This is a genomic window from Sorangium sp. So ce321 (assembly GCF_051530195.1).
Classification (GTDB): Bacteria; Myxococcota_A; Polyangia; order Polyangiales; family Polyangiaceae; genus Sorangium.
This window is the reverse complement of record NZ_CP150329.1, coordinates 13807187-13830382: the sequence shown is the minus strand read 5'-3', so window position 1 is coordinate 13830382 and position 23196 is coordinate 13807187. Positions and strand designations below refer to the sequence as shown.

The window sequence follows — 23196 nt, the reverse complement described above, 5'->3', positions numbered from 1 at the left end:
ATCTACAACGAGAACTCTCATGATGCAATTCATTTGCGTTTAATTCTCATCGCGCGGCGCCACCCCGGTCACATCGACGCGCGTGCGCGGCTCCGGCTCAGCGCGCGATCGCGTGCGTGTACTTGAGCAGGAGCGCGCGCTCGTGGGCCGCCGCCGCGCCGCCGAGGCGCTCGTCGTAGACCAGCCACAGGTCGGTCCCCTCGCGGACAGGGTGCCGCTGGCCCTCACCTCCGCCGGCTCCGTGTCGCGCAGCCGCGCCGCCAGGTAGAGGTGGTCGTCGTCGTGAGCGACGCGGATCTCCGTGACCTGCGACGGCGCGCCCCCGAACACCGGCTCGTAGACGATGACCGGCGCCGGGGCCACCGCGCGCCACGCGGCCTCGTCCACGGCGCCGTCGAGCACGACGGGCCCCGTGAGCCTCGGCAGGCGCATGGGGGCCTCCGCCAGCGCGCGCCGCGGCGCGCCGAGCGCCAGCGCGGCGGCGATCGCCGGCGCCGCTATTTGTAGACTAAATTTCATTTGCAATAGAGTTACCGTAGTGGTACCAGGGGGCGCGACCGGGATCAAGCCCGGCGCCGCGCGTGGCGGCCAGGCAGCAGCGTTGATGGGGTGACTCGCCCGCCTGTATCCGCTGCCGGTCCCGCCGAATGGAGGCCTCATGCTGAAGTACACGTCCCAGCTCGGAGCGATCCCCCGTGATGTCATCGACGGCATGCTCGAAGACGTCGCGCGCGCCGACATCCCGTGGACCGAGAACTACTCGCGGTATCAGTCCGGCGGGTGGAAGACCGCCGCGCTCTACAACGCGAGCGGAGACTCGCAGGAGAACGATCTCGCGGACTGCGCGCCCATCCCCACCGAGGTCGTCCCGCGGCTGCCTCGGGTCCGCGCCTTCATCGAGGGGTCAGGCCTCAAGCTGATGTGGGTCAGGCTGCTCCGGCTCGATCCGAAGGCGTTCCTGTGGGAGCACACCGACTACGGGGCACACAACCTGAGCCGCGTTCCCAGGCTCCGGCTTCACGTTCCCCTGAAGACCAATCCGGACGCGCTCATCGTCCTGCCGTCGCGCTCGGTCCACATGAAGAGCGGCTTTCTCTGGAAGCTGTCCCCTCACGAGACGCGCCATGGAGCCTGCAATCGCGGCTCCGAGGAGCGTATTCACCTGATTCTCGACTGCTACATGAACGGCCACCTGGAAGAGCTCATCGCCCAGGAGCTCCTCCAGCCCGACGCGGTGCGGGACAAGCCCAGGCTCTCGGAGGAGCGCTTCGCGGAGCTCTGCCGCGACGCCGACGCGCTGATGAGCAGCGGCCGCCAGAGCGCCGCAGAGGACCTGTTCCGGAAGGTGTTCCACACGGACGACCTGGGCGCCCTATCGAGCTACGACCTGCTCGCGCGCTACTTCGAGGGGCGCGGCGACGCCGCTCGGCGAGATCACTGGTTGAACGAGAAGATCACCTTCCTGAACCTCAACGTGCCCGGACATCCGTTTTATCAGCCCGCCCTCACGTGATACCCGAGCTCCGGGCGCCCTGCCCGCGGCCCCAGGTTCACCCACATCCGCAAGCACACACCGCCTCCGGTGGCGCCCCGAGCGGAAAGATACGCCTGCTTGCCAGCGGCCCCGGACCTCCATAGCATGAAATATTGCGGGCTCGCGGGGGCTCCGCGCTTCGAGGGAGCGGGCAGATCATGCTTAGAATCACTCACGCACAGACAGGCGCGCTGGAAGACCTCACGCCGGGCCCGGCGCCCCGGCGGGAGCGGGAACCGTACGTCGACGCCGCCGGGGCCGCTGTCGCCGCTCGCCCGCGCGGCGCCGCCGTCCCCGGCGAGGCCCGCGTCAAGCCGGCCCCCGCGCAGCGGTGCGTGACGGCGCGCGCCGTCCGCTCCGACATGCTGCTCGTGCTGCTCGCCGCGCTCGTCGCGCTCGCCGCCGGCGGCGCCCTCGGGTGCGGCCATGCCTGCAACCACGGGTTCTCGCCTTGCCCGACGACGTCCTCCGCGTCGGCCGCGCCGGGCGCCTCCGGCCCCAGGAAGGGCAGCTGTCCGAGCGAGTACCGCCCGCTGTGCCTCGGCAAGGACACCCGCTGCTCGACCGACAGGAACGGCTGCCAGGTCTGCGATTGCGTGGACAACGGCTCGCCCGCGTCCACGCTCGACCCGCGCGACGTCCAGGACCCGCACGGCGGGCGCTAGCCCCGCGTCACCCGGGTCGCCCGAGGAGCGAGCCCGTGAGCCCAGAGAAGGACCCGAGTCGGGCCGACGCGCTCCTCGCCGAGCCAGCCCCGGGGCGCGCCCGGCCTCAGCCGAGCAGCCGCCGGAGCTGAGCGAGCAGCTCCGGGAAGCCGAGCCCCTTCGAGAGCGCCGCGTCGGGCGGAGGCGCGCCGCCGAGATCCTCGTGGTCGCTCCCGCTGAGCAGCACCGCCTTCGCGCCCGGCAGGCGCGCCCGCAGCGGCCCGAGCAGCGCGGCGCCGCGGCCGTCGCCGAGGTTCTGGTCGAGCAGCGCGAGGTCGTACCGCGCGCCCGCGGCCGCGAGCTTCCGGTCCGCCTCGGCGAACGAGCCGGCCACGTCGACCTCGAACCCCTCGTCCTCGAGGAGCGCGGCGAGCACGAGCCGCGACGCCTCGTCGTCGTCCACGAGCAGCACGAGGGGGAGCTGTCCCGCGGCCTTCAGCACGACCCGGGATCGCTCCGGGCGCGCGCGATCGCGTGCATCAGCTCGCGCACGTCGAACGGCTTGTGCAGGCAGGCGTACCCGCCCCGGCTCGTGAAGGCGTGGATCATCTCAGGGGGCGCGTGGCCGGTCATCGCGATGACGCGGATCTGCTTGCTCATACACCGGAGCTGCTCGTACGTCTTCACGCCGTCGAGCGCCGGCATCACGAGGTCGAGCACGCACACGTCGACCGTCTCGTCCCGGGCGCGCTGGATGGCCGTGTACCCGTCGTACGCCGCCTCGGCGCGCAGCCCCGCCGCCCGCAGCCCGGCCACGATCAGCTCGGCGACGTCGGGGAGGTCGTCCACCACGAGGACGGGGCGCGACTCCAGCGCCCGCGCGACGATCCGCACGAGGTGCTCCATCGAGAACGGCTTGTAGATGACCGCGTAGACGCCCTCGCCGATGCCCTCCTCGATGAGCTTCTCGATCGCGAAGGCGGTCATCAGCACCACCGTGAGCCCCGGCTGGATGCGCTTGAGCTCCCGGAAGGTCTCGACGCCGTTGAGGCCGGGCATCTTCACGTCGCTGAGGACGAGCTCGAAGCGCTGCTGCCGCGCGAGAGCGAGGGCGTGCGCGCCGTCCCGCGCCTCGACGACCTCGTACCCTTCGAGCTCGAGGTTCGCGGCGAGCGTGGCGCGCATCCCCTCCTCGTCGTCCACCACGAGCACCCGCCTGGTCGCCTGCATCGTCGTTCCCCCTCTCACGCTGCCTCTCACGTCGCCTCTCACGTCGCCTCTCACGTCGATGGCGCGGCCGGCGCCCCGGCGCGCGGCAGCCGGATCGTGAAGGTCGTCCCCGCCCCGAGCTCGCTCTCGACCGCGATGCTGCCGCCGTGCAGCCGGACGATGCCGGCGGTGATCGCGAGCCCGAGCCCCGTCCCCTTCAGCTTCGTGCTGAACAGCGGCTCGAAGATCTTCGCGAGGTGCTCCCTGTCGATCCCGGCCCCGTCGTCGGTCACCGAGAGGATCACCTCCCCGTCGCACGCGCGCGCGCCCACGCCCACGCGGCCCTCGCGGCCGGCCGGGATCGCCTCGGCCGCGTTCTGGATCAGGTTCACGAGCACCTGGCGGAACTGGTCCTTGTCGAGGCTCGGCACCGGCAGGGCGGGCGGCACCTCGTTCGCGAGGCGCACGTGCGCGGGCGCCTGCACCACCGAGATGGCGTCGTCGACCAGCGGCCCGAGCGGGCAGGCCGACCGGCAGAGCCTGCGCTCGCGCGCGAAGTCCAGGAGATCGCTGATGATCCTGGTGCACGAGAGCAGCTCCTTCTCCATCAGCGCGAGGAACTGGCCGACGCGCGGCTCGGCGCCGAGCTCGGTCCCCGTTAGCCGTTTCCTGAGGTAGTACGAGGCGTTCCTGACGGCGCCGAGCGGGTTGCGGAGCTCGTGGCCGATGCTCGCCGCGAGCTGCCCGATCGCGGCGAGCCGCTCGACGCGCAGCCTCGACTCCTGGGCTTCGCGCAGGCTCTCGGCCATGTGCCGGAGCGCCGCGCCCATGCGCCCGAACTCGTGCGCTCCGAGGTCGGGCACCGCGTAGGCCAGGTCGCCGCCGGCGATGCGCCGCGCGCACTCGGTCAGCGCGCTGAACCCGCGCGCCATGGTGCGCAGCAGGCCGCCGAGGAGCACGACGAGGATCACCAGCGCCGCCGCCATCAGGGCGACGCCCCCGCGCCGGATCTGCGCGCCCGCGCGGCCGGCCTCCTCGGTGCTCCGCGCGACGTCGCGCCGCGCGTCGGCGATGGCCGCGTCGATGTGGGGCACGAACTCGCGCTCGTACTCCGCCTCGGGCGCCTCCACGAAGCGCCGGTTGGCCTTGCGATCGCCGGCGCTCGCCATGCGGGTCACCTCGCCCATGTCCCCGGCGATCCGCGCGAAGCTCACGCGCATCCGGCGCAGGCGCTCGTCCTCCGCCTGCGCCTCGGGCGCGTCCTCCCGGAGGACCTCGTCCTCCAGCCACGCCCGCTTCGGCGCCTCCACCGCGGCCAGGTCCCGCGCGACGAGCTCGGTCAGGTGGCGCAGCTCCTCGGTGTCGCCGCCGCCGAGGGAGATCTCCGCGGCCTCGCGCATGTAGCGGCTCGCGTGGTTGGCGAGCGTGACGTGCCGGGTGAGGTCCTCGTAGGACAGCTCGGAGCGCCGCTGGAGCAGCGCCATCCGGGTCGACGTGACGTGGAGCGCCGCGGCGGCGAGCGCGACGACCGCCGCGGCCACGGCGAAGATCAGCGCGAGCCCGGCCCGGATGCTCATCGCGGCGCCTCCTCCGCGTCTGGCTCGCAGGGCCGCGTCACGGCGGCGGCTCCGCGGCGCCCGCGCCGGGCGCCTCGACCGCGAGGGGCAGCTCGATGCAGGTCCGCGTGCCGCAAGGCGCGCCGCTCTCGATGGTGAGCGCGCCGAAATAGCGGCGCGCCACGCGCCCGGCGATGTTGAGCCCGAGGCCGAGGTGACCGGGCTTCGTCGTGTAGAACGGGCGCGTGATCGCCTCCCGCTCCGCCTCGGGCACGCCCGCCCCGGTGTCCTCGACCTCGATGCGGTAGCGCGCGCCGCCGACGACGCGCCCGCGCAGCGCCACGACGCCGCCGCCCTCCATCGACTCCGCCGCGTTCTCCACGAGGCACCGCACCGCCAGCGACAGCTCGGCCGGATCGAGCTCGACAGCGCCGTCCGCCGCGTCGACGTCGACGCGGATCCCGGGCCCCGCGATGCGCGCGCACGCGGCCGCCGTGCGGAGGCACTCGAGGGCGCTCGCGCTCACCGTCCGGCGCAGGGGGCGCGCCCGCGAGCCGATCACCTCGTCGACGAGCGCGCTCGCCGCGATCACCTCCTCGTCGATCACGTGGATGAACTGCTCCACCCGCGGGTCGTCCCGACAGACCTGCTCCCGGGCGACCTTGCGCCGGATGAAGTACGCCGCATTGCGGATCGTGCCGAAGCAGTTGCGCAGATCGTGGCGCAGCGTCGCCACGATCTCCTCGGCCGTCGCGGCCTGCTCCGCCGCGCCGAGCGGATCCCGGCTCATCATCGCAGGCGATGACCCTCCTCGGCGCGCTCCCCTCCTCGCCTGGTCGTCACTTGTTGTACCGGCCCGGGAGCGCGAGGTCGCCGAGCCGCGTCACGCCCACGTGGCTCGTCGTGCGGGAGGACGGGGGCGGGTACGAGCTCACCTTCTCGCGGCGCGAGGACTCCGGCGGATCCCGCATCTCCGGCGGCCTGTACGACGGCGCGCGCCGCCCCGAGCCGGGCGCGACGCTCTCGCGCCCCGCGAGGGAGCTCGCGACGCCGCCGACCGACCGCCGCGTCTGGGCGAGCCGCGCGAGCTCCACGACGATCCGGGTGATCCGGGCGGGCTCGAACGGCTTCAGGATGACGTAGTGACGGCCGCCCTCGCTGGAGCGGATGTACTCCTCGGCTCCGGTGATCAGCAGGCAGCTCGTGTAGACCGGCAGCTCGGTGACCCGCTTCAGGAGCTCTTCACCGTTCATCCCCGGCATCTTGTAGTCGGAGCAGACCACGTGGAACTGGCCTGTATGCAGCATCTCGAGCGCCCGGTGGGCGGATCTGCAGGTGGTGACATCGACGTCGTCGGAGAGGATGGCGGCGATGCTGTCCAGCATCCTCTGCTCATCGTCGACGACGAGCACGCGCAGCCTCTCCGGGGCATACAGGCTCACGAGACTCCTCTTGTGTGTGCGTGCGGGGGATCGAGCCCTGTTGTGGTGCTCGGCGGTAGGCCTGGGGTCATGTCCTGTGCGCGCGCCGGGCTCGCTAGCTCGCGCGGCGCCCCTCGGTGGAGCTGCGCGTCGATATCATGCGCTCCGTTCGACACGTGACATCGCGAAGCAACCGCAGGAGCAGATCAGGAATCTACACCACGGACCCTGGGACGGTAAAGCGATTCCTGACTACGTCGCGCGATCGCCACCGCGAAGCGACCTCGTGCCTGCTGGAGCTCGGTCCAGTTCGTTTCAGTTCGGTTCAGCTCTCGGCTCGAAGTTCACTGATTTGAAACATTCGAGTCACGTGGACGATAAGCGCGTCCACAGGCCCAGGGCCTGGATTGCACATGTGCAAGGATTGAATCGGTTTCCCCGCTGCACAACAGACATCCATTGCAGATTCGCAAGGAGGGCGCCCTGACGCGCGCGGCGCCGGCGGCGGCCTGGCCGGGCGCCGCCGCGCGCGCCTGTCGTCGGTGGTGGGCGTCGCGCCCCGGGTGTCGCCGGCGCCGCGCCGCCCGGGCGGCGGCGGCGTGGAAGAGCGGGGGCCGGGCGCCCTTGTCCTGGCGACAGCGGGCCTCCTGCCCGGTGTACAAGGTCATCCATGCGCGCGAGAGCGTCCCTTCTCCTGATCACCTGCTTTCCCGCGTGCGGCCACGCGAGCTCGCCTGGCTCTGCCGCGAGCGCCGCTGCGCCCGCCGGAGCGAAGGCGGCGGCGGCCGCTGCGCCGCAGCGGGCCGCCACCGCGCCGGGGCCGGCCGCGCCCCCGCCGGGGCCGACCGAGCCGGCCGCGCCGGCGCCGCAGAGCGCCTGCGCGCTCGAGCGCGGCTTTCACGGGACGATCGGCCCGCGGCTCGAGGTGTTTGCGCGGCTGGAGCGCGACGGCGCGGCCCTGCGCGGCCGTTACTTCTATGCTCACGTCGGGGTCGACATCCCGCTCACGGGGTCGGTCACCGACGCCGGCGAGATCGCCCTCACCGAGGGCAACCCGGCGCGCCCGACGGGCCGGCTCGCGGGCACCTGCCGGGCCGACGGCCACATCATCGGGACGTGGACGAGCCCGAACGGGACCTCGCTGGCGTTCGACCTCGCCTCGGTCGGCGCGCGCGACGCGCTGCTCGTCGCCACCAAGAAGCGGGCGCGCCGCTTCCCGCCGCAGCCCGATCCCGGGGCGCCCGCCGGGCAGCTCGGCTTCTTCGAGCCCGGCGAGCCGTGCAGCGAGGAGCTCGCCTGGCCCGAGGTCTTCGGCGCCGCCACGCCGCAGGTCGAGGCGGCGATCAACCGCAGGCTCGAGAGCAGCGAATGGGTGTTCAGGCAGCAAGCCGAGGCGGGCCTGCGCGCGTGCAAGGTGGGCGAGCGGACCGCCGCCTCGCGCGCGTTCGAGGTCGCGCTCAACGAGCGGGGGTTCCTCGGGATCCGCTCGCACGATGCCACTCGGTTTGAGGGCGGCACGCACCCCTGGGACCCCGGGGGCGAGCTCTGGTACATGCTGGACGCGCGCACGGGCGCGCCCGTGACCGATCCGCTCGACCGATCGCCGGCGTCCAGGAAGGCGCTGCAGCCGATCCTCGAGCGCTGCCTCGCGCCGTTCACCTACGGCGACCCGACCCTGATGGAGACGCTGCGAGAGCGCGTGAGCCTCGACAACGCGGACCTGCTGGTGATGCCCACGCCCGACGGGCTGAAGCTCGCCGCGACCGGGTATGCGCCGCCGCTGCGCGCGCTCGAGGGCGATGGTCCCATCGTCACGTGGGCCGCGCTCGCCGGCGCGGGCGCGCTGAGCGCTCGGAGCCCCCTCGCTCGCCTCTGGGAGGGGCGAACCGCGGCCGGACCGAGCGCGGACCCGTGCGCGAAGCCGAGATCGCCCTGAGCCACGTCCGGGCTCTGACGGGCACGGATCCAGCTAGCGCAGGAGCCAGTCATTCCCATCGAGGCTTCCGGCGGGCCGGCGCACGACGGGCGTCGCTGGAAGGGCTCGCGCATCGAGCGAGGCGCTGCGCCTCATGCGCACTCGAGGGGTGGGGCGTGACGGCACAGCACCTCGAAAATTCGTGACAGTGCGCCAGAGACGGCAGGGGCACGGTGCATGCTGGAAAGGGTGCCTGGACAACCGCGCCATATCGAGCGCGCTCCTCTCGCGCGATCGCGTCTTTGCCCAGCTGCGCTCCCAGGGCCTCGAGCACCTCGGCCAGGTCGATCGCCTCCACCTTGAGGCGAACGGGGCCTTCTCGCTCATCAAGGCGAAGGACGAGCGGCCCGGGCTCTCGATCCTGCCCGCGTGGGACGAGGACGCGCACCGCGCGCAGCCGGAGGCGCACGGCGTCCGGGCGTGCTCGGGCTGCGGCCTCGTCGTGCGGCGCGGGGAGGAGCCGCCCGCGTGCGACCGGTGCGGGAGCTCGGAATGGGCGCGCGCGGTCGGCGGTCCGCCCAGGCGGGAGGAGCAACAGCAGTCGTCCAGGGGAGACGGTCGCCACGGAGCACGCCAGCCCCATGCCGCCGCCTCGAGCACGGCTCCTGGCTGACGGCGGAGTGACCGTCGCGACCCTGTCTGGTAGGGTGCGTCAGTCCATGCCTCCGGTCATCGACAAGCGCGCGTTGCTCGCGGCCCTGAAGGATCAGCTCGCTCGCGAGCTCGAGCGCTCCACCGAGCGGGCGCGCGACGCCGCCAGCGCCGTGACCCACGAGGAGAACCGCGCCGAGGGCGACAAGGACATGCGCGCGACCGAGGCGTCGTACGTGGCGCGGGGTCACAGCGAGCGCGTGCTGCTGATCGAGCAGGCGCTCGCCAGGCTCGGCGCCCTCCCGGTGCGCGACTTCGGCCCGGGCGCCGGCATCGAGAGCTCGGCCCTGGTGGAGCTCGAGAGCGGCAAGCGGCGCGCGCTGTACTTCCTGCTGCCGGCGGCCGGCGGCGAGCGGATGCAGTTCCAGGGGGTCGAGCTGCAGACCCTCGCCACGACGAGCCCCCTCGGCGCGTCCCTGCTGGGCCTGTCGGAGGGCGACGAGGCCGAGGTCGCCACGCCGCAGGGGACGCGCCTGTACCAGATCATCAGCGTGCGGTGAGGGACCGGCGGCGCGGGCTCGTACGGCCGCGCCAGCTTGCTCGCGCGCTCGCGAGAAGTGAGCCTGCCCGGCGCGCCTCCAGAAAAAGATCCTCCTCCTCGTAGGGAGCCCCTGCCCGCCAGCGTCCCAGGGATGAACGACCCGCTCGGCACGACGCGGGCGACCCAGGAGAAGAGTCCATGATGCAGTCTCGTTGGTGGAGGCTTGGTGGGATCTTGCCGCTCGTCGGCGCGCTCGTCGGCGCGGCCGGTTGCACCGCGGAGACCGGCCAGAGCGACACGTCCCCGAGCGACGAGGCCGCCGAGGCGGCGGCGCTCGCGCAGGGGCCGTCGAAGGGCGGCCGCGCCGGTGAGCCCGGCGGCCACCGCAAGGGCTTCGGTCCTCGTGGGGGCGCGCACGGCCCCGAGCACCTCCTGCGCGCGGCGCTCCACGAGCTCGACCTGTCGGACGCGCAGAAGGCGACCATCCGGGGCGCCTTCGAGGGCCTGCACGAGGGCGCGAAGGAGCGCCCGCAGGACGGAGGCGCCGCCTTCGCGGCGCTCGCCGCGGGCGTGCGCGCGGGCAAGATCGATCGCGCCGCGATCGAGGCGAAGCTGCCCGACGCCGGCCGCGCGGCCGAGGAGCGGCGCGCGCGCGTCGCCGGGGCGCTGAGCAAGCTCCACGCGACGCTCACGAAGGAGCAGCGCCGCGAGCTCGTCGACGCGGTCGCCGCGAAGATGGACGCGCGAGGCGAGAAGGGCGACCACGGCGACGGCCGCGAGCACGCCGGCATGCACGGCCCCGGCATGAAGGGCGGCCCGGGCATGAAGGGCGGCCCGGGCATGAAGGGCGGCCCGCTGGGCCACCTCCTCCGCGGCCTCGACCTGCGCGACGAGCAGCGCGCGCAGATCGACAAGGCGCTGGAGGGCATGCGCCCGAGCGACGCCGAGCGGGAGGCGTGGAAGGCCGATCACGCGGCGAAGCGCGCCGAGATGCGCGCGCGGCTCGAGGCGTTCGCCGGCGACCAGTTCGACGCGAGCGCGTTCCTGCCGGCCGCGGACGCGAAGATGGGCCCGCGAGCGCACCTCGACCGCATGGTCGACGCGCTGGGCGCGATCGTCCCGGTCCTCGACGACGCGCAGCGCCAGGCGCTCGCCGACCGCCTCGAGAAGGGCCCGGCGGCGGGCAAGTTCGGCCGCGACGGCGAGCGCGGCCCCGGCCGCGACGGTGAGCGCGGCGGCCCCGGCCGCGGCGGCGAGCGCGGCCCCGAGCGCCGCTGAGCGCCGGTCCCGGTGGCGCGCGCGGTGCGATGGGCGCAGAATCGCGAGGGATCGTGATCGTCGACCTCAGGCTCGTCGCAGCGCGCGTCGCCGGGGGCGATGACGCGGCCTTCCGGCAGATCGTCGAGCACACGCGCGCGCCGATGTACCGCCTCGCCGCGCGCCTCGTCGGCGACCTCGCGGAGGCCGAGGACGCCCTGCAGGAGGCGTTCGTCGATGCCTACCGAGCCCTGCGCGAGGGGCGCTACGACGGGAGATCGAAGGTGGAGACCTGGCTGTACCGCATCGTAACGAACGCCTGCCTCGACGCCCTCCGGCGCCGCCGCGACACCCCGCGCGAGGCGCCGGCCGAGCCGCGGTTCGACGGCCTCGTCTCCGCCGAGGCGCGCGTCGCGCTGCGCGAGCTCGACGCCCTGCTCGCCGCGCTGCCGCCCCAGGAGCGCGCGGCGCTCGTCCTCGTCGCCGTCGAGGGGCTCCCCGCGAAGGAGGCCGCGGCGGCGCTCGGTTGCTCCGAGGGCGCCGTCGAGCAACGTTTGGTGCGCGCCCGCGCCGCGCTCCGCGCGCGACAGACCGAGAAGGAGGCGCCGCATGCCTGACCGCGACGACGACCGGACCGACCTCGATCGGGACCTCGCGCGCCTCGCGGCCGCGACCGATCGGCTGGACGTGGACGACGCCGACGACCGCTTCACCGAGGCCGTCCTCCGCGCCGCCGGGGCGGCCGACGACCCGCTCGCCCGCATCGCGCGCGCCACCGGGGGCCTCGCGCCGGACGCGGCCTTCACCGAGGCCGTCCTCCGCGCCGCGACGTCCGCCCCGCTGTCCGCGCGCCTGCCCGCGCGCCCCGCGATGGCCGACGGCATCGTCCGGTCGGGTCGCGCCGCCATCCTCGTCACGGCCCTCGCGGCGGCCGCGAGCGTGCTCTTCTTCCTGCAGACGCAGCGCGACGTCGACAGCGCGATCATGGCTTCCGTGGACACCATCGAGGCGAGCGAATGACCCTGCCGCCCGCGCCCCCGCCCGCCCCTGCGCGCTGGAAGCCCCTGGCCGTGCTCGCCGCCGTCTTCCTCTTCGGCGGCGTCGCCGGCGCCGCCATCGGCCGCAGCACGGCCCTGAGCGACCTCGAGGCGACCTTCCGGCGCCCTCCGACCGAGGCGCGCGCCCAGTTCCGGCTCGGGGCGATGCGCCGCCGCCTCGACCTCACGAGCGACCAGGTGCGCGAGCTCAGGGCCACCCTCGCCGAGGCCGAGGTCGAGCGGGAGCGGCTCCTCTCGGAGTGCCGCCCCGCGCTCGACGCGCTCCGCGATCGCACCGACGCCCGCGTGAAGAGCGTCCTCACGCCCGAGCAGCAGGCCCGCTACGAGGAGCTCGAGGCGGAGCGCAAGCAGCGTCCCGGCCCGCCGCCGCACGGGCCGGGGCACCCTGGGCGCGGGCGCGGGCGCGGGCCCGGTGAGCGGGGGGATTGAGAGGGCCGGCGCTCAGGGCGAGCTGATCGCCCGGAGATCGCTGGTCAGGGCGGGGTTGGTGCTCCCGTCGCACGTCACGCCGGACTCGACGTGAACGACCCCGCCTGGCGGCCCGTGGAACCTGAGCGTCACGGTGGGAGCCAGTCGCGTCGCGCGACGGCCAGCAGCGGGTCACGCCCGGTGGCAAACGACACAGGCTCTGTACTGCCGACCTCGCTACGCGAGATCCTCTTCCTGGAGCGCGCAGTTGATCCCGAACGCCGCGTCCGCCCCCTCGGCGGCGGCCATGACGGCGAGCAGCACGTCCCTCGACGCGTCCCCGGCGACGAAGACGCCCTCGCAGGTCGTCTCCTCGTGCCTGTCCGCCCTCTCCACGCCGTGCTCTTCCGTGACCTTGCAGCGGAGCTTCCTCGCGAGATCCGACCGCTGCTCCAGCCTTGTCTTCACGAAGAGCGCGCGGCGCTCCACCGAGCTGCCGTCCTCGAGCACCACGCGCTCCAGCATCCCGTCTCTGCCCTCGAGCCGGGCAATCCGCTCCTCGCGCACGCCGACGCCGTGCCGCGCCAGCCGCTGCGCCTCGCCCCTGGGCAGGGAGGCCGGCCCGTCCGTGAACAGGATGATGTCGTCGCTCCAGGTCTTCATGTTCAGGGCCAGCGCGACGCCGGTACAGCCCTGTCCGTAGACGCCTATCGCCTGATCCCGCGACTCCCACCCCTCGCAATAGGGGCAGTGGTGCACGCTCTTCCCGTACATCGCAGGGAGGCCCGGGAGCTCCGGCAGCCTGTCGACGAGGCCGGTGGCGAGCAGCAGCTTGCGGCAGAGCAGGCGCTCGCCGCCTTCGAGCGTCACCTCGAAGCGCTTCGCCTCGCGGCGGACGTCCACGACGGCCACCTCCCGGACCTCGACACCGTAGGGCTGAAGCTGCTCGCGCCCGATTCGCCTGAGCTCGGACGGCGCGATCCCGTCGCGCGACAGGAACCCGTGCATCGCGTGCGCCGCGTCGTTGCGGTGCTGGCCTGAGTCGCAGACGAGGACGCGCCTCCGGCACCGCCCCAGGATGAGCGCCGCGCTGAGGCCGGCGGGCCCTCCGCCGATGATGATCACGTCGTATCCCGGGAGATCCGCGTTCCGTGTGGACATGGCTGCGCGGCCCGCCTCGCAACGAGCGCGCCGCCGGCCCGCGCGCGGCGCCTCCGATCCGCCCAGCTTGGCCGGCGCCGCTCAGCCCGGAGGCTCCCTCGACGCATGTAAGATCACCGACCACCCGCCGTTTCCCGGCCATGCCCTGGAGCCGTTATCCTCGCCGCGTGCGCCTGCGCGGGAGCTTGTCGATCGCCCTCCTCTCGGCCGTGACCCTGACCGGCGCGTGCGCCAGGTCGGACCATTCCAGCTCGGCGAAGACGGAGACGGCCGGCGCGGCGGAGCCGGCGCCCGTGCAGGCTGCGGCGCTCGATCTGCGATCGCAGGGGGCGCCGCCGCTCGCGCCGCGGGCGATGAGGATCACGGTGGAGACCACGGTCGTGGTCGGCGCCTTCGGCCCGGCGATGCAGCGGATCCGGACCGCTGTCGAGGAGCACGGCGGCTACGTGAGCGAGGCCCGGCTGCACGGCGGCTCGGACCGCAGCGCGTCGCTCGAGGCGCGGATCCCCTCGGCGCGGGTCGGCGCGTTCCGGGCCGTGGTGGCCTCGGTCGGCGAGGTGGTCGCCGACGCGGAGAAGGCGGAGGACGTGACCGAGCAGCGCGCGGACATCGGCGCGCGGCTCCGCAACGCCCGCGCCCAGGAGAAGCGGCTGCTCGACCTGCTGTCGGACCGGACCGGGAGCCTCGCGGACGTCGTCGCCGTCGAGAAGCAGCTCGGGAGCGTGCGCGAGACGATCGAGCAGATCGAGGCGCAGGAGCGCCTGCTGGAGGGTCAGATCGCCTATGCGACGGTCAAGATCTCGGTCGTCACGCGCCACGAGGAGCAGGCCGTGGGCGCCGGGGGCAAGATCGCGGCTGCGGCCAGGGACGGGATCGAGAACGCGGGGGCCTTCGTCGTGAACGTCGCGGTGCTCCTCGCGACCGCCGGCCCCACGTTGCTGCTCCTGGCTGCGATCGGCGCGATCCTGTACTACGCGCTCCGCGGCGTCGTCCGGCGGCGGGCCGCGGCGAGACCTCGCGGGCCCTTCCAGACAGGCCCCGCGCAGCCTTATCCGAGCGCCCCGTCAGCGCACGGCCCGTACGGCGCTCCGCCGGCGTACGGGCCGCCGCCGGCGTATGGCCCGCAAGGCACCCACGGCCCGCGCGTGCCGCAGGTCGCGCAAGCCACGCACGGCGGCACGCAAGACCCGCACGCGCAGCAAGCCACGCCGCCCCCGCACGGTCCGCCGGCGGAGCAAGGCCCGCACGCCCTTCGGACCACGCCGCCGCCGGAAGGCGCGCACGGCGGCGGAGGCGAGGCCGGCTCCGGGTGAGCCTCGCCGCCTCGGCGCCTGCGCCAACGGCGACGACGATGAGCGCCCTCGCCGGCGACGACGATGAGCGCCCTCGTCGGCGCCCCTCGATCGACTGCAGTGCTGTTTCCCGCGCGCGCCTGGCTCAGGGCTTCCGCGCGGTCGTCGCCCAGAGATGCAGCTCGGCGGTGAGCGCGAGCGCTTCGCCCCTTTCCCTCGCCTCCGCCTCTTCTTGCCGGATGAGATCCACCCCTCGCGCAAAAGCCTCCGGGGGTAGCACGGCGAGCTGGCTCGTCCAGCGCGGATCGATCCCCTCCGCGAGGAGCTCCGCCGCAGGGCGCCCCCGATCCAGGCGCAGGGCGAGCCTCGTTCCGTCGACGATGAACCCGGCCTGCTCGAGCCAGCGCTTCAGCGTCTCGGCGGAGGCGAACCGATCGAGATCGAGAACCCGGGTCGATTCGAAGTAGTCGTAAACGAACCAGCGATCGATCCCCCTGTGCGGATCGAGTCCGATGTTGAGCAGGAGCCCCCCGGCGCCGAGCACCCGGAACGCCTCGGCCATGAAAGCAGGCGGATCGGGGAAGTGATGCAGGGCGTTCACGCAGAGCACGCAATCGAGCTGCGCGTCCGGCAGAGGGAGCCGCTCCGCCGTCCCGTGGAGGAGCGTCGCCGCTGGCAGCCGGGCGCGCGCCTGCTCGAGCATGGCGGGTGACGCATCGAGCCCGATCACCTCGAACCCGTGCTCGTGCAGGAGCTTCAGCCAGTGCCCCGTCCCGCACCCCACCTCGAGCGCGCGCCGTCCTGGCGAGGACCCGAGCACCTCGAGGACCACGCGCTCGATCCCGGCGTACGCGCCCCCCTCATAGCGCCTGTCAAAGACCTCCGCGATGCGCTCGTAATCGGTTTTTCCCATGCCGTTGCTCACCTGTTCCGTGCTCGCGCGTGACGTCGCACAACGTGGCGCAGCGCCGTGGAGGACTGCCACCCTCGAAATGTCAATTTTCATACACGGTGGGTTCCCGATCCTCAATCACTCCTCGCGCGGGCGCGCACGATGTACGCCTCGGCGACGTCGTGGACAGAGCAGATTCGCAGTCAAATAAAATGTAATTTTACACCATCAACCCATTGAGCGCTGGACGAACATGTCTAATCATCAACTCGACACGCTCGCCCTTCGATCGACCCACGAAGGGACAAAAGGGGGGAACGATCATGCACCGGATCAGCACCGCTGATGTCGCAGCGCTCACGCTCGTCTTTCTGGCGTCCTGCGCAGTGAGCCTGGAACAGGAGGAGACCTCTACAGGCACAGCGTATACCTCGCTCGAGGCCGTCAACGCCCTCAACCCCAACGCCCTCAACCCCAACGCTCTCAACCCCAACGCCCTCAACCCCAACGCCCTCAACCCCAACGCCCTCAACCCCAACGCCCTCAACCCCAACGCCCTGAGCGCGATCCGGGATCCGGGCCAGGCAGGCGCTCTCTCGCGGCAGCTCCTCAGTTACGTGGTCGGATGTGCGTTGACTCCCGCGCAGTCGTTCATCTTCTCGTGGACCGATCTCGCGGGCTCCGTCCACGAGGAGATCTACACCGGTCTTCTCGGGCTCGCACCGAGCTGGAGCGACAAGCCGCTCGGCCAGACGGACCAGCAGTGGGTCTCGGCGTGCCTCGCGTCGCGCACGAACTGGTACGGCGTCTCCGTGACGATCTCCTCGCGGGGCAGTCACGCGGCCATCGACAAGACCGGGACCCCCGAGCTCTCGACCTACACGCGACAGGAGGGCGCCTTCTGGGGCAATCTCTTCGGCCCGTCTCCTTACCTGAACGCCTGCCATGACGAGGTCAGCCACGCGCGGTCACTGAGCCGAGAGTGCGCCGCCGGTCACCTCGATGACGGCGGGGGCGTCCAGGAATGCGGGATGATCCATATCGTCGGGCTGTGCGACAGCCACTGCCTGCCGCTCAACCAGCGCGGCATGTACTACCCGAGCTGCGTCAACAACCTCACCGGCAACCCGGAAGCGACCACCAGGGTGATCACCGTGTTCCTGCCCTGACCCTCCCGCGCGCCGTACCTACCTCGCCGGGCGGCTGGAAGCCGGCACCAGCGCCAGCACCCGGGCGGGCGCGCCGCTGCCGCGCGCGAGCGGGAGCGGCGCGACCACAACGACCGCCCCTGCCTCGGGGAGCTGCTCGCGTGCGCGCCCGCCGCGAGGGCGAGCGCCGCCGAGCACAGCGCGCGCGCCGCCCTGGCGAGGACCCGAGCACCTCGAGAACCACCTGCTCGACCCCGGCGTACAGGCCCCCCCTGATAACGCCGGTCGAAGACCTCCGCGATGCGCCCGTAATCCGTATGTCCCATGTCGTTGCTCGCCTGTTCCGCGCTCGCGTGAGATGTCGCACAGCACATTGCAACGCCGCACAGAACGCTCGCCCTCGCGCTGTCGGACCTCCATACGATGTGAGATTTCGACCATCAACCGCTCTTCACTCGGCCCACGCGGGGTGCGATGGACCTCGGCGCTCGGCGCGACACACGGCCTTGCGCTCGTCCTCCACGCCGTGGACAGAGCGGATCCACGTTCAATGAATTAGGAATTTTACAGGGATGACCCATTGAGCGCTGGACATCGATGGCTATTCATCGGTACAACCAATTCGACCTTCGACGAAACCACGAAGGGGTAAACGGGGGAGGGACGAGTATGTACCGGATCAGCACCGCTGATTTCGCAGCGCTGTCGCTCGTGTTTCTGGTGTCCTGCGTCGCGGACCAGGAAGAGGAGGAGGGGTTCGTAGGACTTGCCCCTAACGCGCTCGAGTACCTCAACGCCCTCAACCCCAACGCCCTCAACCCCAACGCCCTCAACCCCAACGCCCTCAACCCCAACGCCCTCAACCCCAACGCCCTCAACCCCAACGCCCTGAGCCCATCGGCCGTGATGGCCATCATGGATCCGGGCGAGGCGGGCGTTCTCTCGCGCCAGCTCCTCAGCTATGTGGTCGGATGTGCGTTCACCCCGACGCAGTCGTTCCGCTTCTCGTGGATCGATCGCTGGGGTGCGGTTCATGACGAGGAGTACCGGGGCATCATCGGGATGGCGCCGACCTGGAGCACCAGGCCGCTCGGCCAGACAGACCAGCAGTGGGTCACGGCGTGCCTCGCGTCGCGGACGAACTGGTACGGCGTCTCCGTGACCATCTCGTCACGCGCTGCCCTCTCGGTCATCGACAAGACCGGGACCGCGGAGCTCTCGACCTACACGCAGCAGGAGGGCGCCTTCTGGGGGAACCTGTTCGGCCCTTCTCCTTATCTGAACGCCTGCTACCACGAGCCCAACCGCAGCCACTCGCGGTCGCTCCAGCGAGACTGCGCCGCCGGTCACCTCGGTAGCTCCGGGACAGTCCACGAATGCGGGCCCATCCACATCGTCGGTTCCTGCGCCAGCTACTGCATGCCGCTCAATACGGCCGGCATGTACTACCCGAGCTGCGCCAGCAGCCTCGCCGGCAGCGTCACCTCGAGCACCAAGGTGATCACCGTCTTCCTCCTGTAGACGCTCGCAGCCCGGGCTGGCGCGCGCTGCTGCCGGCCGGCGTGCGGGGCCAGCGGCGCTCGGGCGCGTTCGCCTACCTCGCCGCGGCCGGCACCAGCGCCAGCACCCGGGCCGGCGCGCCGCTGCCGCGCGCGAGCGGGAGCGGCGCGACAACCACGACCGCCCCTGCCTCGGGGAGCTGATCGAGGTTGGCCAGGTTCTCGATGTGGTAACCGCCGGCGCCGAGGAACGCCTTGTGCTGATCGAACGTCTGGCTCGGCCCTGGATCGGTCGAGAGGGTGTCGATGCCGACGCCGCGCACGCCGCGCTCGCGCAGGTAGCGGCTCGCCTCCACGGAGACCCCGGGGAAGTGCATGACGCCCTTCGCGTCCTGGTTCAGGTACCTGGCTCGATCGGACCAGCGGGCCCCCCAGCCCGTCCGGATCAGCACGATGTGCCGCGCGCCGAGGGCCCCGTGCCGCGCCTCCCAGCCCCGGAGATCGTCGACGGTGACCTGATGGTCGGGGCTCGCCGCCACCTTCGCCGTCACGTCGACGACCGCCGCCGGCCCCACGAACTGCTCCGGCGCGATCTGCTCGACGGTGGCCGCCCCGGCCATGAAGTGCGCCGGCGCGTCCACGTGCGTGCCCGCGTGCTCGTCCATCGAGAATCGGCTGGAGTAATACGCGTCCTTCTCGACGGTGCTGAGCACCTCCGACGCATAGGGCTTGTTGCCGGGGTACAGCGGCATCTCCGGCGTGATCGGGTGCGTCAGATCGACGATCCGCGCCGTGGCGACGTCGAGCACCGCCGGCGCGGCCTGCGCGGCGGGCGGCGGCGCCGCGCCCTCCGCGTGGGCGGCGGACGGCGGCGCCGCGGCGGGCGGCGACGCCGCCGCGGGCGCGCACGCCGAGAGGGCGAGCGCCGCCGGGTAGAGCGCGTGCGCCGCCGCCTTGGCGCCCGCAGGGAAGAAGCTGACGATGCCGGTTCCGTGCGCCTTCTGCATGGCGCGCATGTCACCACGGGCCCGCGCGCGCCACAAGGCGCCGCCCGGCCACAGCACCTTGCGCCGTTCGCCGGCCGGATGGCGAACGTCGCGCCCCGCTGCGCGCGAGCGAGCGGCTCAGACCTCGTGCAGCTTCACCCGGCGCCGCAGGTGGTTGAGCAGGTCGATGCGCGTGACCAGCCCGACGAACTCGTCGCCGTCGGTCACGATGGGCACGAGCCCCGCGTCGAACATCGGGAGGAGCTCGCGGATCGGCGTCCGCACGTCGACCGTCCGGAGGCGCGTCGTCATCGCCGTCTCCACCGGCTTCTTGAAGCGCGTCACGTCGTCGACGGCCGCCAGCAGGAGGTCCGACTCGTCCACCAGGCCGACGATCTTGCCGCCCTCCAGCACGGGGAGCTGCGAGACGTCGTAGAGCTTCATCCGCGCATAGGCGACCAGGAGCGCGTCCGACCGCTGCACCGTGACCACCGCCCTCTCCGCGTGGCGGCGCGAGATCACGTCACGCAGATCCCCTGTCGGCTCGCGGTCCGTGAAGCCCTGATCGGCCATCCAGAAGTCGTTGTACATCTTCGAGAGGTACTTGTTGCCGCTGTCGCACACGAGGGTGCAGACGCGCTTCGGCGACGACTGCTCGCGGCAGTAGCGCAGGGTCGCGGCGAGCAGCGTCCCGGAGGACGAGCCAGCGAGGATGCCCGTCTTCGCGAGGAGCAGCCGCGCCGTCTCCAGGCTCTCGCGGTCGGAGATCGTGTACGCGTGCTCGACGCGGGATAGGTCCAGGATCGGCGGGAGGAAGTCCTCGCCGATGCCCTCCACGAGCCACGAGCCCGCCTTGCCGAGGTTGCCCGTCTTGACGTAGCCGGCCAGCACCGAGCCCTCCGGGTCGGCGAGCACCATCTCGCAGCCCGGCTGCGCCTTGGCGAAGTAGCGCGAGAGCCCGGTCATGGTGCCGCCCGAGCCGACGCCGCACACCATCGCGTCGATCCTGCGGCCGAGCTGCGCGTCGATCTCCGGGCCGGTCCCGGTCTCGTGCGCGAGGGCGTTCGCGGGGTTCTCGAACTGGTTCACGTAGAACGCGCCCTCTTCCCGCGCGATGCTGGCGGCCAGGTCCTGGTAGTAGCTCGGGTGGCCCTTCTCGACGTCGGAGCGGGTCATCACCACGCTCGCGCCGAGCGCCTTCAGGTGAAAGACCTTCTCCTGGCTCATCTTGTCGGGGATCACGAGCGTCAGCCGGTAACCCTTCCGGGCGGCGACGAGCGCGAGCCCGAGCCCCGTGTTGCCCGCCGTCGCCTCGACCAGGTGGCGCCGCTCGCCGCCGAGCTGGCCGGCCCGCTCGGCCGCCTCGATCATCGACAGGCCGATGCGATCCTTGATGCTGCCGCCCGGGTTCTGGCTCTCCATCTTGAGGAAGAGCTCGCACGGGCCCGTGTCGAGCTGAGTGACCTTGATCATCGGTGTGTGGCCGATGAGAGAGACGATATTCTCGGCGGGCGGAGGGGTCGGCATCGACGTCGTCATGACACTTCAACGGTCACACGACGCGCACCGTCTGTCGAGGCATTCAGGCCGCGATGACGCGCGCGTCAACACCGGGCGGCCTTGGAAAGCAGACAAAGGTCCGTTATGATGGATTGTCTGCTGCCGCGCATGTGTGTTGAGGGCGCACGCGACGCGCGTCAGGCGGCGGGGCGCACCGCCTTCTTGAACGCGGCCGGGCCGAGCGCGTTCAGCACCTCGCCGCGGCGGAGGCCTCCCCGCCGCGCGGTCCCGACGCCGAAGCGCAGGTTGTGGAGCGCGTTCGTCGAGTGCGCGTCCGTCGAGATCACGAAGCGGATACCGCGCTTGCGCGCCTCCTTGATCCAGCGGGGCTCCATGTCGAGGCGGTACGGGTCGCCGTTGACCTCGACGGCGGCCCTCGACTCGGCCACGGCGTCGAGCACCTCCTCGACGCGGCACGCGAACGGCTCGCGCCGCTGGATGAGCCGGCCGAGCGCGTGCCCCCAGATCTTGAAGACCGGCTGCTTCATCGCGCTCACGAGCCGGCGCGTCATCTGGTCCGCGTCCATCTTCATCCGCGAGTGGATGCTCGCGATGATCACGTCGAACTGCTCGAGGATCGCGTCCGGATAATCGAGCTTCCCCGACTCCAGGATATCCGACTCGGTGCCTCGGAGGAGCTTCACGCTCACGCTCTCCTGCACCCGGGCGATCTCGTCCCATTGCTGCTTGAGCCGGTCGAGGCCGACGCCGCCCGCGTAATGGGCGGCGGGCGAGTGATCGGTGATGGTGAGGTATTTCATCCCCATCGCCTCGGCCTCCAGGGCCATCTCCTCGACGGTGTTCTTGCCGTCCGAGTACACGGTGTGACAGTGGACCATCCCCTGGATATCGGCCTCCTCGATGAGCCCTTCGTCGCGGCCGTGCACGCCGGAGAGCGCCGCGGCGTCCATGAGATCGTCCACGCCTTCGCGCTGCTCGGGCGCGATGAACGGGAGGCCGAGGTGCCGGTACAGGTCCTCCTCGGTCTTCACGGGGAGGCGTTTGTTGCCCCGGAGGAGCCCTTTTTCGTCGAGCGTGAGCCCCAGCTCGCGCGCGAGCGCGCCGAGCGCGGACAGGTACGCGGGCGCGCCGGTCCGGTGGTGCAGCGCGGCGGCGTAGTACCGCGGCGGCACGCAGAGGAGCTCGCCGCGCAGGCCGCCCGAGAACCGCACCGTGCACCGCGACGCGTCGCGCTCCTCGACCTCGGCGACGCGCGGGGACCGGGCGAAGCGGTCGATGACCTGCTCGGCGTCGTCCGCCGCGGCCACGATGTCGATGTCGGCCACTGTCTCTTCCCAGCGCCGGATCGAGCCCGCGAGGTCGGCCTGCTCGGTCGCCGCGCACGCGCGCACCTGGGCGAGGAGCGGCTCGGCGATCTCGAGCGCGTCCACGAGGAGGATGCGCTCGTCGCGCGTCTCGTGCCGGTGGATGCCCTCGAGGAGGCTCGACTCGACCTTCGCCCCGAAGCCCTTCACGCCGCGGACCTTCCCGGTCAGGCACGCCTGCTTGAGCTCCTCGACGCTGCCGATGCCGAGCGCCTCGTGGAGCGCCTTCATCCGCTTGAGGGTCATGCCCGGCACCTGGGAGAGCTCCAGGACGCCGCGGGGCAGCTCGGCGCGCAGCTTCTCGAGCTGCTCGGAGCGACCTGTCTGGTAGAGCTCGGCAATCTGAGCGGCGAGCGCCGCGCCGATGCCCTTGAGCTCGGTGACCCGCCTGGCCTTGATGAGCTCGCCGAGGTCGTCGGTGAGCTCCTCGAGCGCGTCGGCGCCGGTCTCGTAGGCGCGCGCTCGGTAGGGGTTCTCTCCCTTGATCTGGAGGAGCATCCCCATCTCGCGGAGGGAGCGGGCGATGTCGAGCTTGTCGAGCATGGGTGGCTGCGAACGACTATAGCACTCGCGGGCCGGAGGCCATGCCGCGCGGCCGCTGGGCAGCGTGGCAGTTTGCCACACGGAGACCGCGGGCGGCACGACTCAGGTTCCGAGGGAAACTGAGCACTGCCTGCGCCGCATCTCCGTCGAGAACTACCGCCTTGACGGCGGCACGGGAGAGCTCGCCGTCTTCCTCGCGAGGCTCGAGAAGCCCGACGGATCGACGAGCTGGATTCGCCGCCTCCGGAGCTGGGCGATGTTCGATCGGGACGCACACTCCAGCGATCCGTGCCAGCCATCGGCGACGTCGGAGAAGCGCCGCGACCACGTGGTGCTCATGCAGAGGGCCTGGTCGTTTCCAGGCACCAGCTCGGCCGGCGCACCATGGAGAACTACCTGCCACTCGAGGCGCTCGACGCGTGGGCGAAAGACGGGAAGGAGAGCGATAGGGCGAGTCGCCGTCAGCAGGTAAAGGCATTCAGGTCGGCCGACTTCGCATCGGCGCGGCGCGCGTGCTTCACCATGAACGAGGGTTTCCAGACGGATGTCGCCCAGGAGGCACCTCTACCTCCCATGCAGGTAGGTGCTTCCCGCAT

The 23196-nt window shown here is 72.0% G+C and carries 23 protein-coding genes; 12 read left to right on the top strand and 11 right to left on the bottom strand.

The window, feature by feature from the left end; translation table 11 throughout:
• Positions 1-39: 39 nt before the first annotated feature.
• Positions 40-519 (bottom strand): hypothetical protein, encoded by a 480-nt coding sequence (locus tag WME89_RS51335; RefSeq protein ID WP_438006799.1) that lies wholly within the window; start codon positions 517-519, stop codon positions 40-42.
• Between the two features lie 139 nt (positions 520-658).
• On the opposite strand from WME89_RS51335, the gene WME89_RS51330 reads away from it, so the two are divergent.
• Positions 659-1513, top strand: coding sequence for an aspartyl/asparaginyl beta-hydroxylase domain-containing protein (locus tag WME89_RS51330; RefSeq protein ID WP_438006798.1), 855 nt, complete (start codon positions 659-661; stop codon positions 1511-1513).
• 179 nt (positions 1514-1692) lie between these two features.
• Positions 1693-2199, top strand: a complete 507-nt coding sequence (locus WME89_RS51325) for a hypothetical protein (protein WP_438006797.1) — start codon at positions 1693-1695, stop codon at positions 2197-2199.
• Between the two features lie 106 nt (positions 2200-2305).
• Here the strand turns inward: WME89_RS51325 and WME89_RS51320 are convergent, their stop codons facing one another.
• The 5 genes from WME89_RS51320 to WME89_RS51300 are packed head-to-tail and all read right to left on the bottom strand — an operon-like array spanning position 2306 to position 6385.
• Positions 2306-2680: a response regulator gene (locus WME89_RS51320; protein ID WP_438006796.1), complete on the bottom strand. Its 375-nt coding sequence runs from the start codon at positions 2678-2680 to the stop codon at positions 2306-2308.
• A complete protein-coding gene (locus tag WME89_RS51315; RefSeq protein WP_438006795.1) occupies positions 2674-3408 on the bottom strand; it encodes a response regulator in 735 nt (244 codons plus the stop codon). Before WME89_RS51315 ends, WME89_RS51320 begins: the two co-directional genes overlap by 7 nt.
• A gap of 50 nt (positions 3409-3458) precedes the next feature.
• On the bottom strand, positions 3459-4964 hold the full coding sequence (locus WME89_RS51310) for a sensor histidine kinase (RefSeq protein ID WP_438006794.1): 1506 nt from the start codon (positions 4962-4964) through the stop codon (positions 3459-3461).
• A 37-nt stretch (positions 4965-5001) separates the two neighbouring features.
• Positions 5002-5736: an ATP-binding protein gene (locus WME89_RS51305; protein WP_438006793.1), complete on the bottom strand. Its 735-nt coding sequence runs from the start codon at positions 5734-5736 to the stop codon at positions 5002-5004.
• Between the two features lie 46 nt (positions 5737-5782).
• Complete coding sequence (locus WME89_RS51300) at positions 5783-6385, bottom strand: response regulator (protein WP_438006792.1); 603 nt, start codon at positions 6383-6385, stop codon at positions 5783-5785.
• A 649-nt stretch (positions 6386-7034) separates the two neighbouring features.
• On the opposite strand from WME89_RS51300, the gene WME89_RS51295 reads away from it, so the two are divergent.
• The 7 genes from WME89_RS51295 (at position 7035) to WME89_RS51265 (ending at position 12215) form a co-directional block, all read left to right on the top strand.
• The gene (locus WME89_RS51295) at positions 7035-8300 is read left to right on the top strand and encodes a hypothetical protein (protein ID WP_438006791.1); all 1266 of its coding nucleotides are present in this window, start codon (positions 7035-7037) and stop codon (positions 8298-8300) included.
• Positions 8301-8487: 187 nt separating this feature from the next.
• Positions 8488-8952: a YetF domain-containing protein gene (locus tag WME89_RS51290; protein WP_438006790.1), complete on the top strand. Its 465-nt coding sequence runs from the start codon at positions 8488-8490 to the stop codon at positions 8950-8952.
• Between the two features lie 46 nt (positions 8953-8998).
• A complete protein-coding gene (locus WME89_RS51285; protein WP_438006789.1) occupies positions 8999-9490 on the top strand; it encodes a GreA/GreB family elongation factor in 492 nt (163 codons plus the stop codon).
• 179 nt (positions 9491-9669) lie between these two features.
• Complete coding sequence (locus WME89_RS51280; protein WP_438006788.1) at positions 9670-10749, top strand: Spy/CpxP family protein refolding chaperone; 1080 nt, start codon at positions 9670-9672, stop codon at positions 10747-10749.
• 53 nt (positions 10750-10802) lie between these two features.
• A complete protein-coding gene (locus WME89_RS51275) occupies positions 10803-11345 on the top strand; it encodes an RNA polymerase sigma factor (protein WP_437306350.1) in 543 nt (180 codons plus the stop codon).
• Positions 11338-11748 (top strand): hypothetical protein, encoded by a 411-nt coding sequence (locus tag WME89_RS51270; protein ID WP_438006787.1) that lies wholly within the window; start codon positions 11338-11340, stop codon positions 11746-11748. Before WME89_RS51275 ends, WME89_RS51270 begins: the two co-directional genes overlap by 8 nt.
• Positions 11745-12215, top strand: coding sequence for a hypothetical protein (locus WME89_RS51265; protein ID WP_438006786.1), 471 nt, complete (start codon positions 11745-11747; stop codon positions 12213-12215). The genes WME89_RS51270 and WME89_RS51265 overlap by 4 nt, the downstream gene beginning before the upstream one ends.
• 216 nt (positions 12216-12431) lie before the next feature.
• On the opposite strand, the gene WME89_RS51260 is transcribed toward WME89_RS51265, so the two are convergent.
• Positions 12432-13355 (bottom strand): NAD(P)/FAD-dependent oxidoreductase, encoded by a 924-nt coding sequence (locus tag WME89_RS51260; protein WP_438006785.1) that lies wholly within the window; start codon positions 13353-13355, stop codon positions 12432-12434.
• Positions 13356-13495: 140 nt separating this feature from the next.
• Here WME89_RS51260 and WME89_RS51255 point away from each other — a divergent pair, with 140 nt between their 5' ends.
• The gene (locus tag WME89_RS51255) at positions 13496-14668 is read left to right on the top strand and encodes a DUF4349 domain-containing protein (protein WP_438006784.1); all 1173 of its coding nucleotides are present in this window, start codon (positions 13496-13498) and stop codon (positions 14666-14668) included.
• A 124-nt stretch (positions 14669-14792) separates the two neighbouring features.
• Here the strand turns inward: WME89_RS51255 and WME89_RS51250 are convergent, their stop codons facing one another.
• The gene (locus WME89_RS51250) at positions 14793-15560 is read right to left on the bottom strand and encodes a class I SAM-dependent methyltransferase (protein WP_438006783.1); all 768 of its coding nucleotides are present in this window, start codon (positions 15558-15560) and stop codon (positions 14793-14795) included.
• A gap of 302 nt (positions 15561-15862) precedes the next feature.
• On the opposite strand from WME89_RS51250, the gene WME89_RS51245 reads away from it, so the two are divergent.
• Together WME89_RS51245 and WME89_RS51240 are read left to right on the top strand one after the other, a co-directional pair.
• Positions 15863-16708, top strand: coding sequence for a hypothetical protein (locus WME89_RS51245; protein ID WP_438006782.1), 846 nt, complete (start codon positions 15863-15865; stop codon positions 16706-16708).
• 648 nt (positions 16709-17356) lie between these two features.
• The gene (locus WME89_RS51240; protein ID WP_438006781.1) at positions 17357-18208 is read left to right on the top strand and encodes a hypothetical protein; all 852 of its coding nucleotides are present in this window, start codon (positions 17357-17359) and stop codon (positions 18206-18208) included.
• Positions 18209-18281: 73 nt separating this feature from the next.
• Here WME89_RS51240 and WME89_RS51235 read toward each other — a convergent pair whose 3' ends face one another.
• The 3 genes from WME89_RS51235 to WME89_RS51225 all read right to left on the bottom strand — a co-directional run bounded on the left by WME89_RS51235 (position 18282) and on the right by WME89_RS51225 (position 22600).
• Complete coding sequence (locus WME89_RS51235; protein WP_438006780.1) at positions 18282-19193, bottom strand: cyclase family protein; 912 nt, start codon at positions 19191-19193, stop codon at positions 18282-18284.
• A gap of 117 nt (positions 19194-19310) precedes the next feature.
• Positions 19311-20711, bottom strand: a complete 1401-nt coding sequence (locus WME89_RS51230; RefSeq protein ID WP_438006779.1) for a pyridoxal-phosphate dependent enzyme — start codon at positions 20709-20711, stop codon at positions 19311-19313.
• A 158-nt stretch (positions 20712-20869) separates the two neighbouring features.
• Positions 20870-22600, bottom strand: a complete 1731-nt coding sequence (locus WME89_RS51225; RefSeq protein ID WP_438006778.1) for a PHP domain-containing protein — start codon at positions 22598-22600, stop codon at positions 20870-20872.
• Positions 22601-23196 lie beyond the last annotated feature (596 nt).

Excerpts from the sequence above, each read along its gene's own strand:
- WME89_RS51330 (WP_438006798.1), top strand. The coding sequence starts at position 659 with ATGCTGAAGTACACGTCCCAGCTCGGAGCGATCCCCCGTGATGTCATC.
- WME89_RS51265 (WP_438006786.1), top strand. The coding sequence starts at position 11,745 with ATGACCCTGCCGCCCGCGCCCCCGCCCGCCCCTGCGCGCTGGAAGCCC.
- WME89_RS51305 (WP_438006793.1), bottom strand. The coding sequence starts at position 5,736 with ATGATGAGCCGGGATCCGCTCGGCGCGGCGGAGCAGGCCGCGACGGCC.
- WME89_RS51270 (WP_438006787.1), top strand. The coding sequence starts at position 11,338 with ATGCCTGACCGCGACGACGACCGGACCGACCTCGATCGGGACCTCGCG.
- WME89_RS51295 (WP_438006791.1), top strand. The coding sequence starts at position 7,035 with ATGCGCGCGAGAGCGTCCCTTCTCCTGATCACCTGCTTTCCCGCGTGC.
- WME89_RS51285 (WP_438006789.1), top strand. The coding sequence starts at position 8,999 with ATGCCTCCGGTCATCGACAAGCGCGCGTTGCTCGCGGCCCTGAAGGAT.
- WME89_RS51280 (WP_438006788.1), top strand. The coding sequence starts at position 9,670 with ATGATGCAGTCTCGTTGGTGGAGGCTTGGTGGGATCTTGCCGCTCGTC.
- WME89_RS51325 (WP_438006797.1), top strand. The coding sequence starts at position 1,693 with ATGCTTAGAATCACTCACGCACAGACAGGCGCGCTGGAAGACCTCACG.
- WME89_RS51225 (WP_438006778.1), bottom strand. The coding sequence starts at position 22,600 with ATGCTCGACAAGCTCGACATCGCCCGCTCCCTCCGCGAGATGGGGATG.
- WME89_RS51240 (WP_438006781.1), top strand. The coding sequence starts at position 17,357 with ATGTACCGGATCAGCACCGCTGATTTCGCAGCGCTGTCGCTCGTGTTT.
- WME89_RS51315 (WP_438006795.1), bottom strand. The coding sequence starts at position 3,408 with ATGCAGGCGACCAGGCGGGTGCTCGTGGTGGACGACGAGGAGGGGATG.
- WME89_RS51250 (WP_438006783.1), bottom strand. The coding sequence starts at position 15,560 with ATGGGAAAAACCGATTACGAGCGCATCGCGGAGGTCTTTGACAGGCGC.
- WME89_RS51255 (WP_438006784.1), top strand. The coding sequence starts at position 13,496 with ATGCCCTGGAGCCGTTATCCTCGCCGCGTGCGCCTGCGCGGGAGCTTG.
- WME89_RS51335 (WP_438006799.1), bottom strand. The coding sequence starts at position 519 with ATGAAATTTAGTCTACAAATAGCGGCGCCGGCGATCGCCGCCGCGCTG.
- WME89_RS51245 (WP_438006782.1), top strand. The coding sequence starts at position 15,863 with ATGCACCGGATCAGCACCGCTGATGTCGCAGCGCTCACGCTCGTCTTT.
- WME89_RS51310 (WP_438006794.1), bottom strand. The coding sequence starts at position 4,964 with ATGAGCATCCGGGCCGGGCTCGCGCTGATCTTCGCCGTGGCCGCGGCG.
- WME89_RS51230 (WP_438006779.1), bottom strand. The coding sequence starts at position 20,711 with ATGACGACGTCGATGCCGACCCCTCCGCCCGCCGAGAATATCGTCTCT.
- WME89_RS51235 (WP_438006780.1), bottom strand. The coding sequence starts at position 19,193 with ATGCAGAAGGCGCACGGAACCGGCATCGTCAGCTTCTTCCCTGCGGGC.
- WME89_RS51260 (WP_438006785.1), bottom strand. The coding sequence starts at position 13,355 with ATGTCCACACGGAACGCGGATCTCCCGGGATACGACGTGATCATCATC.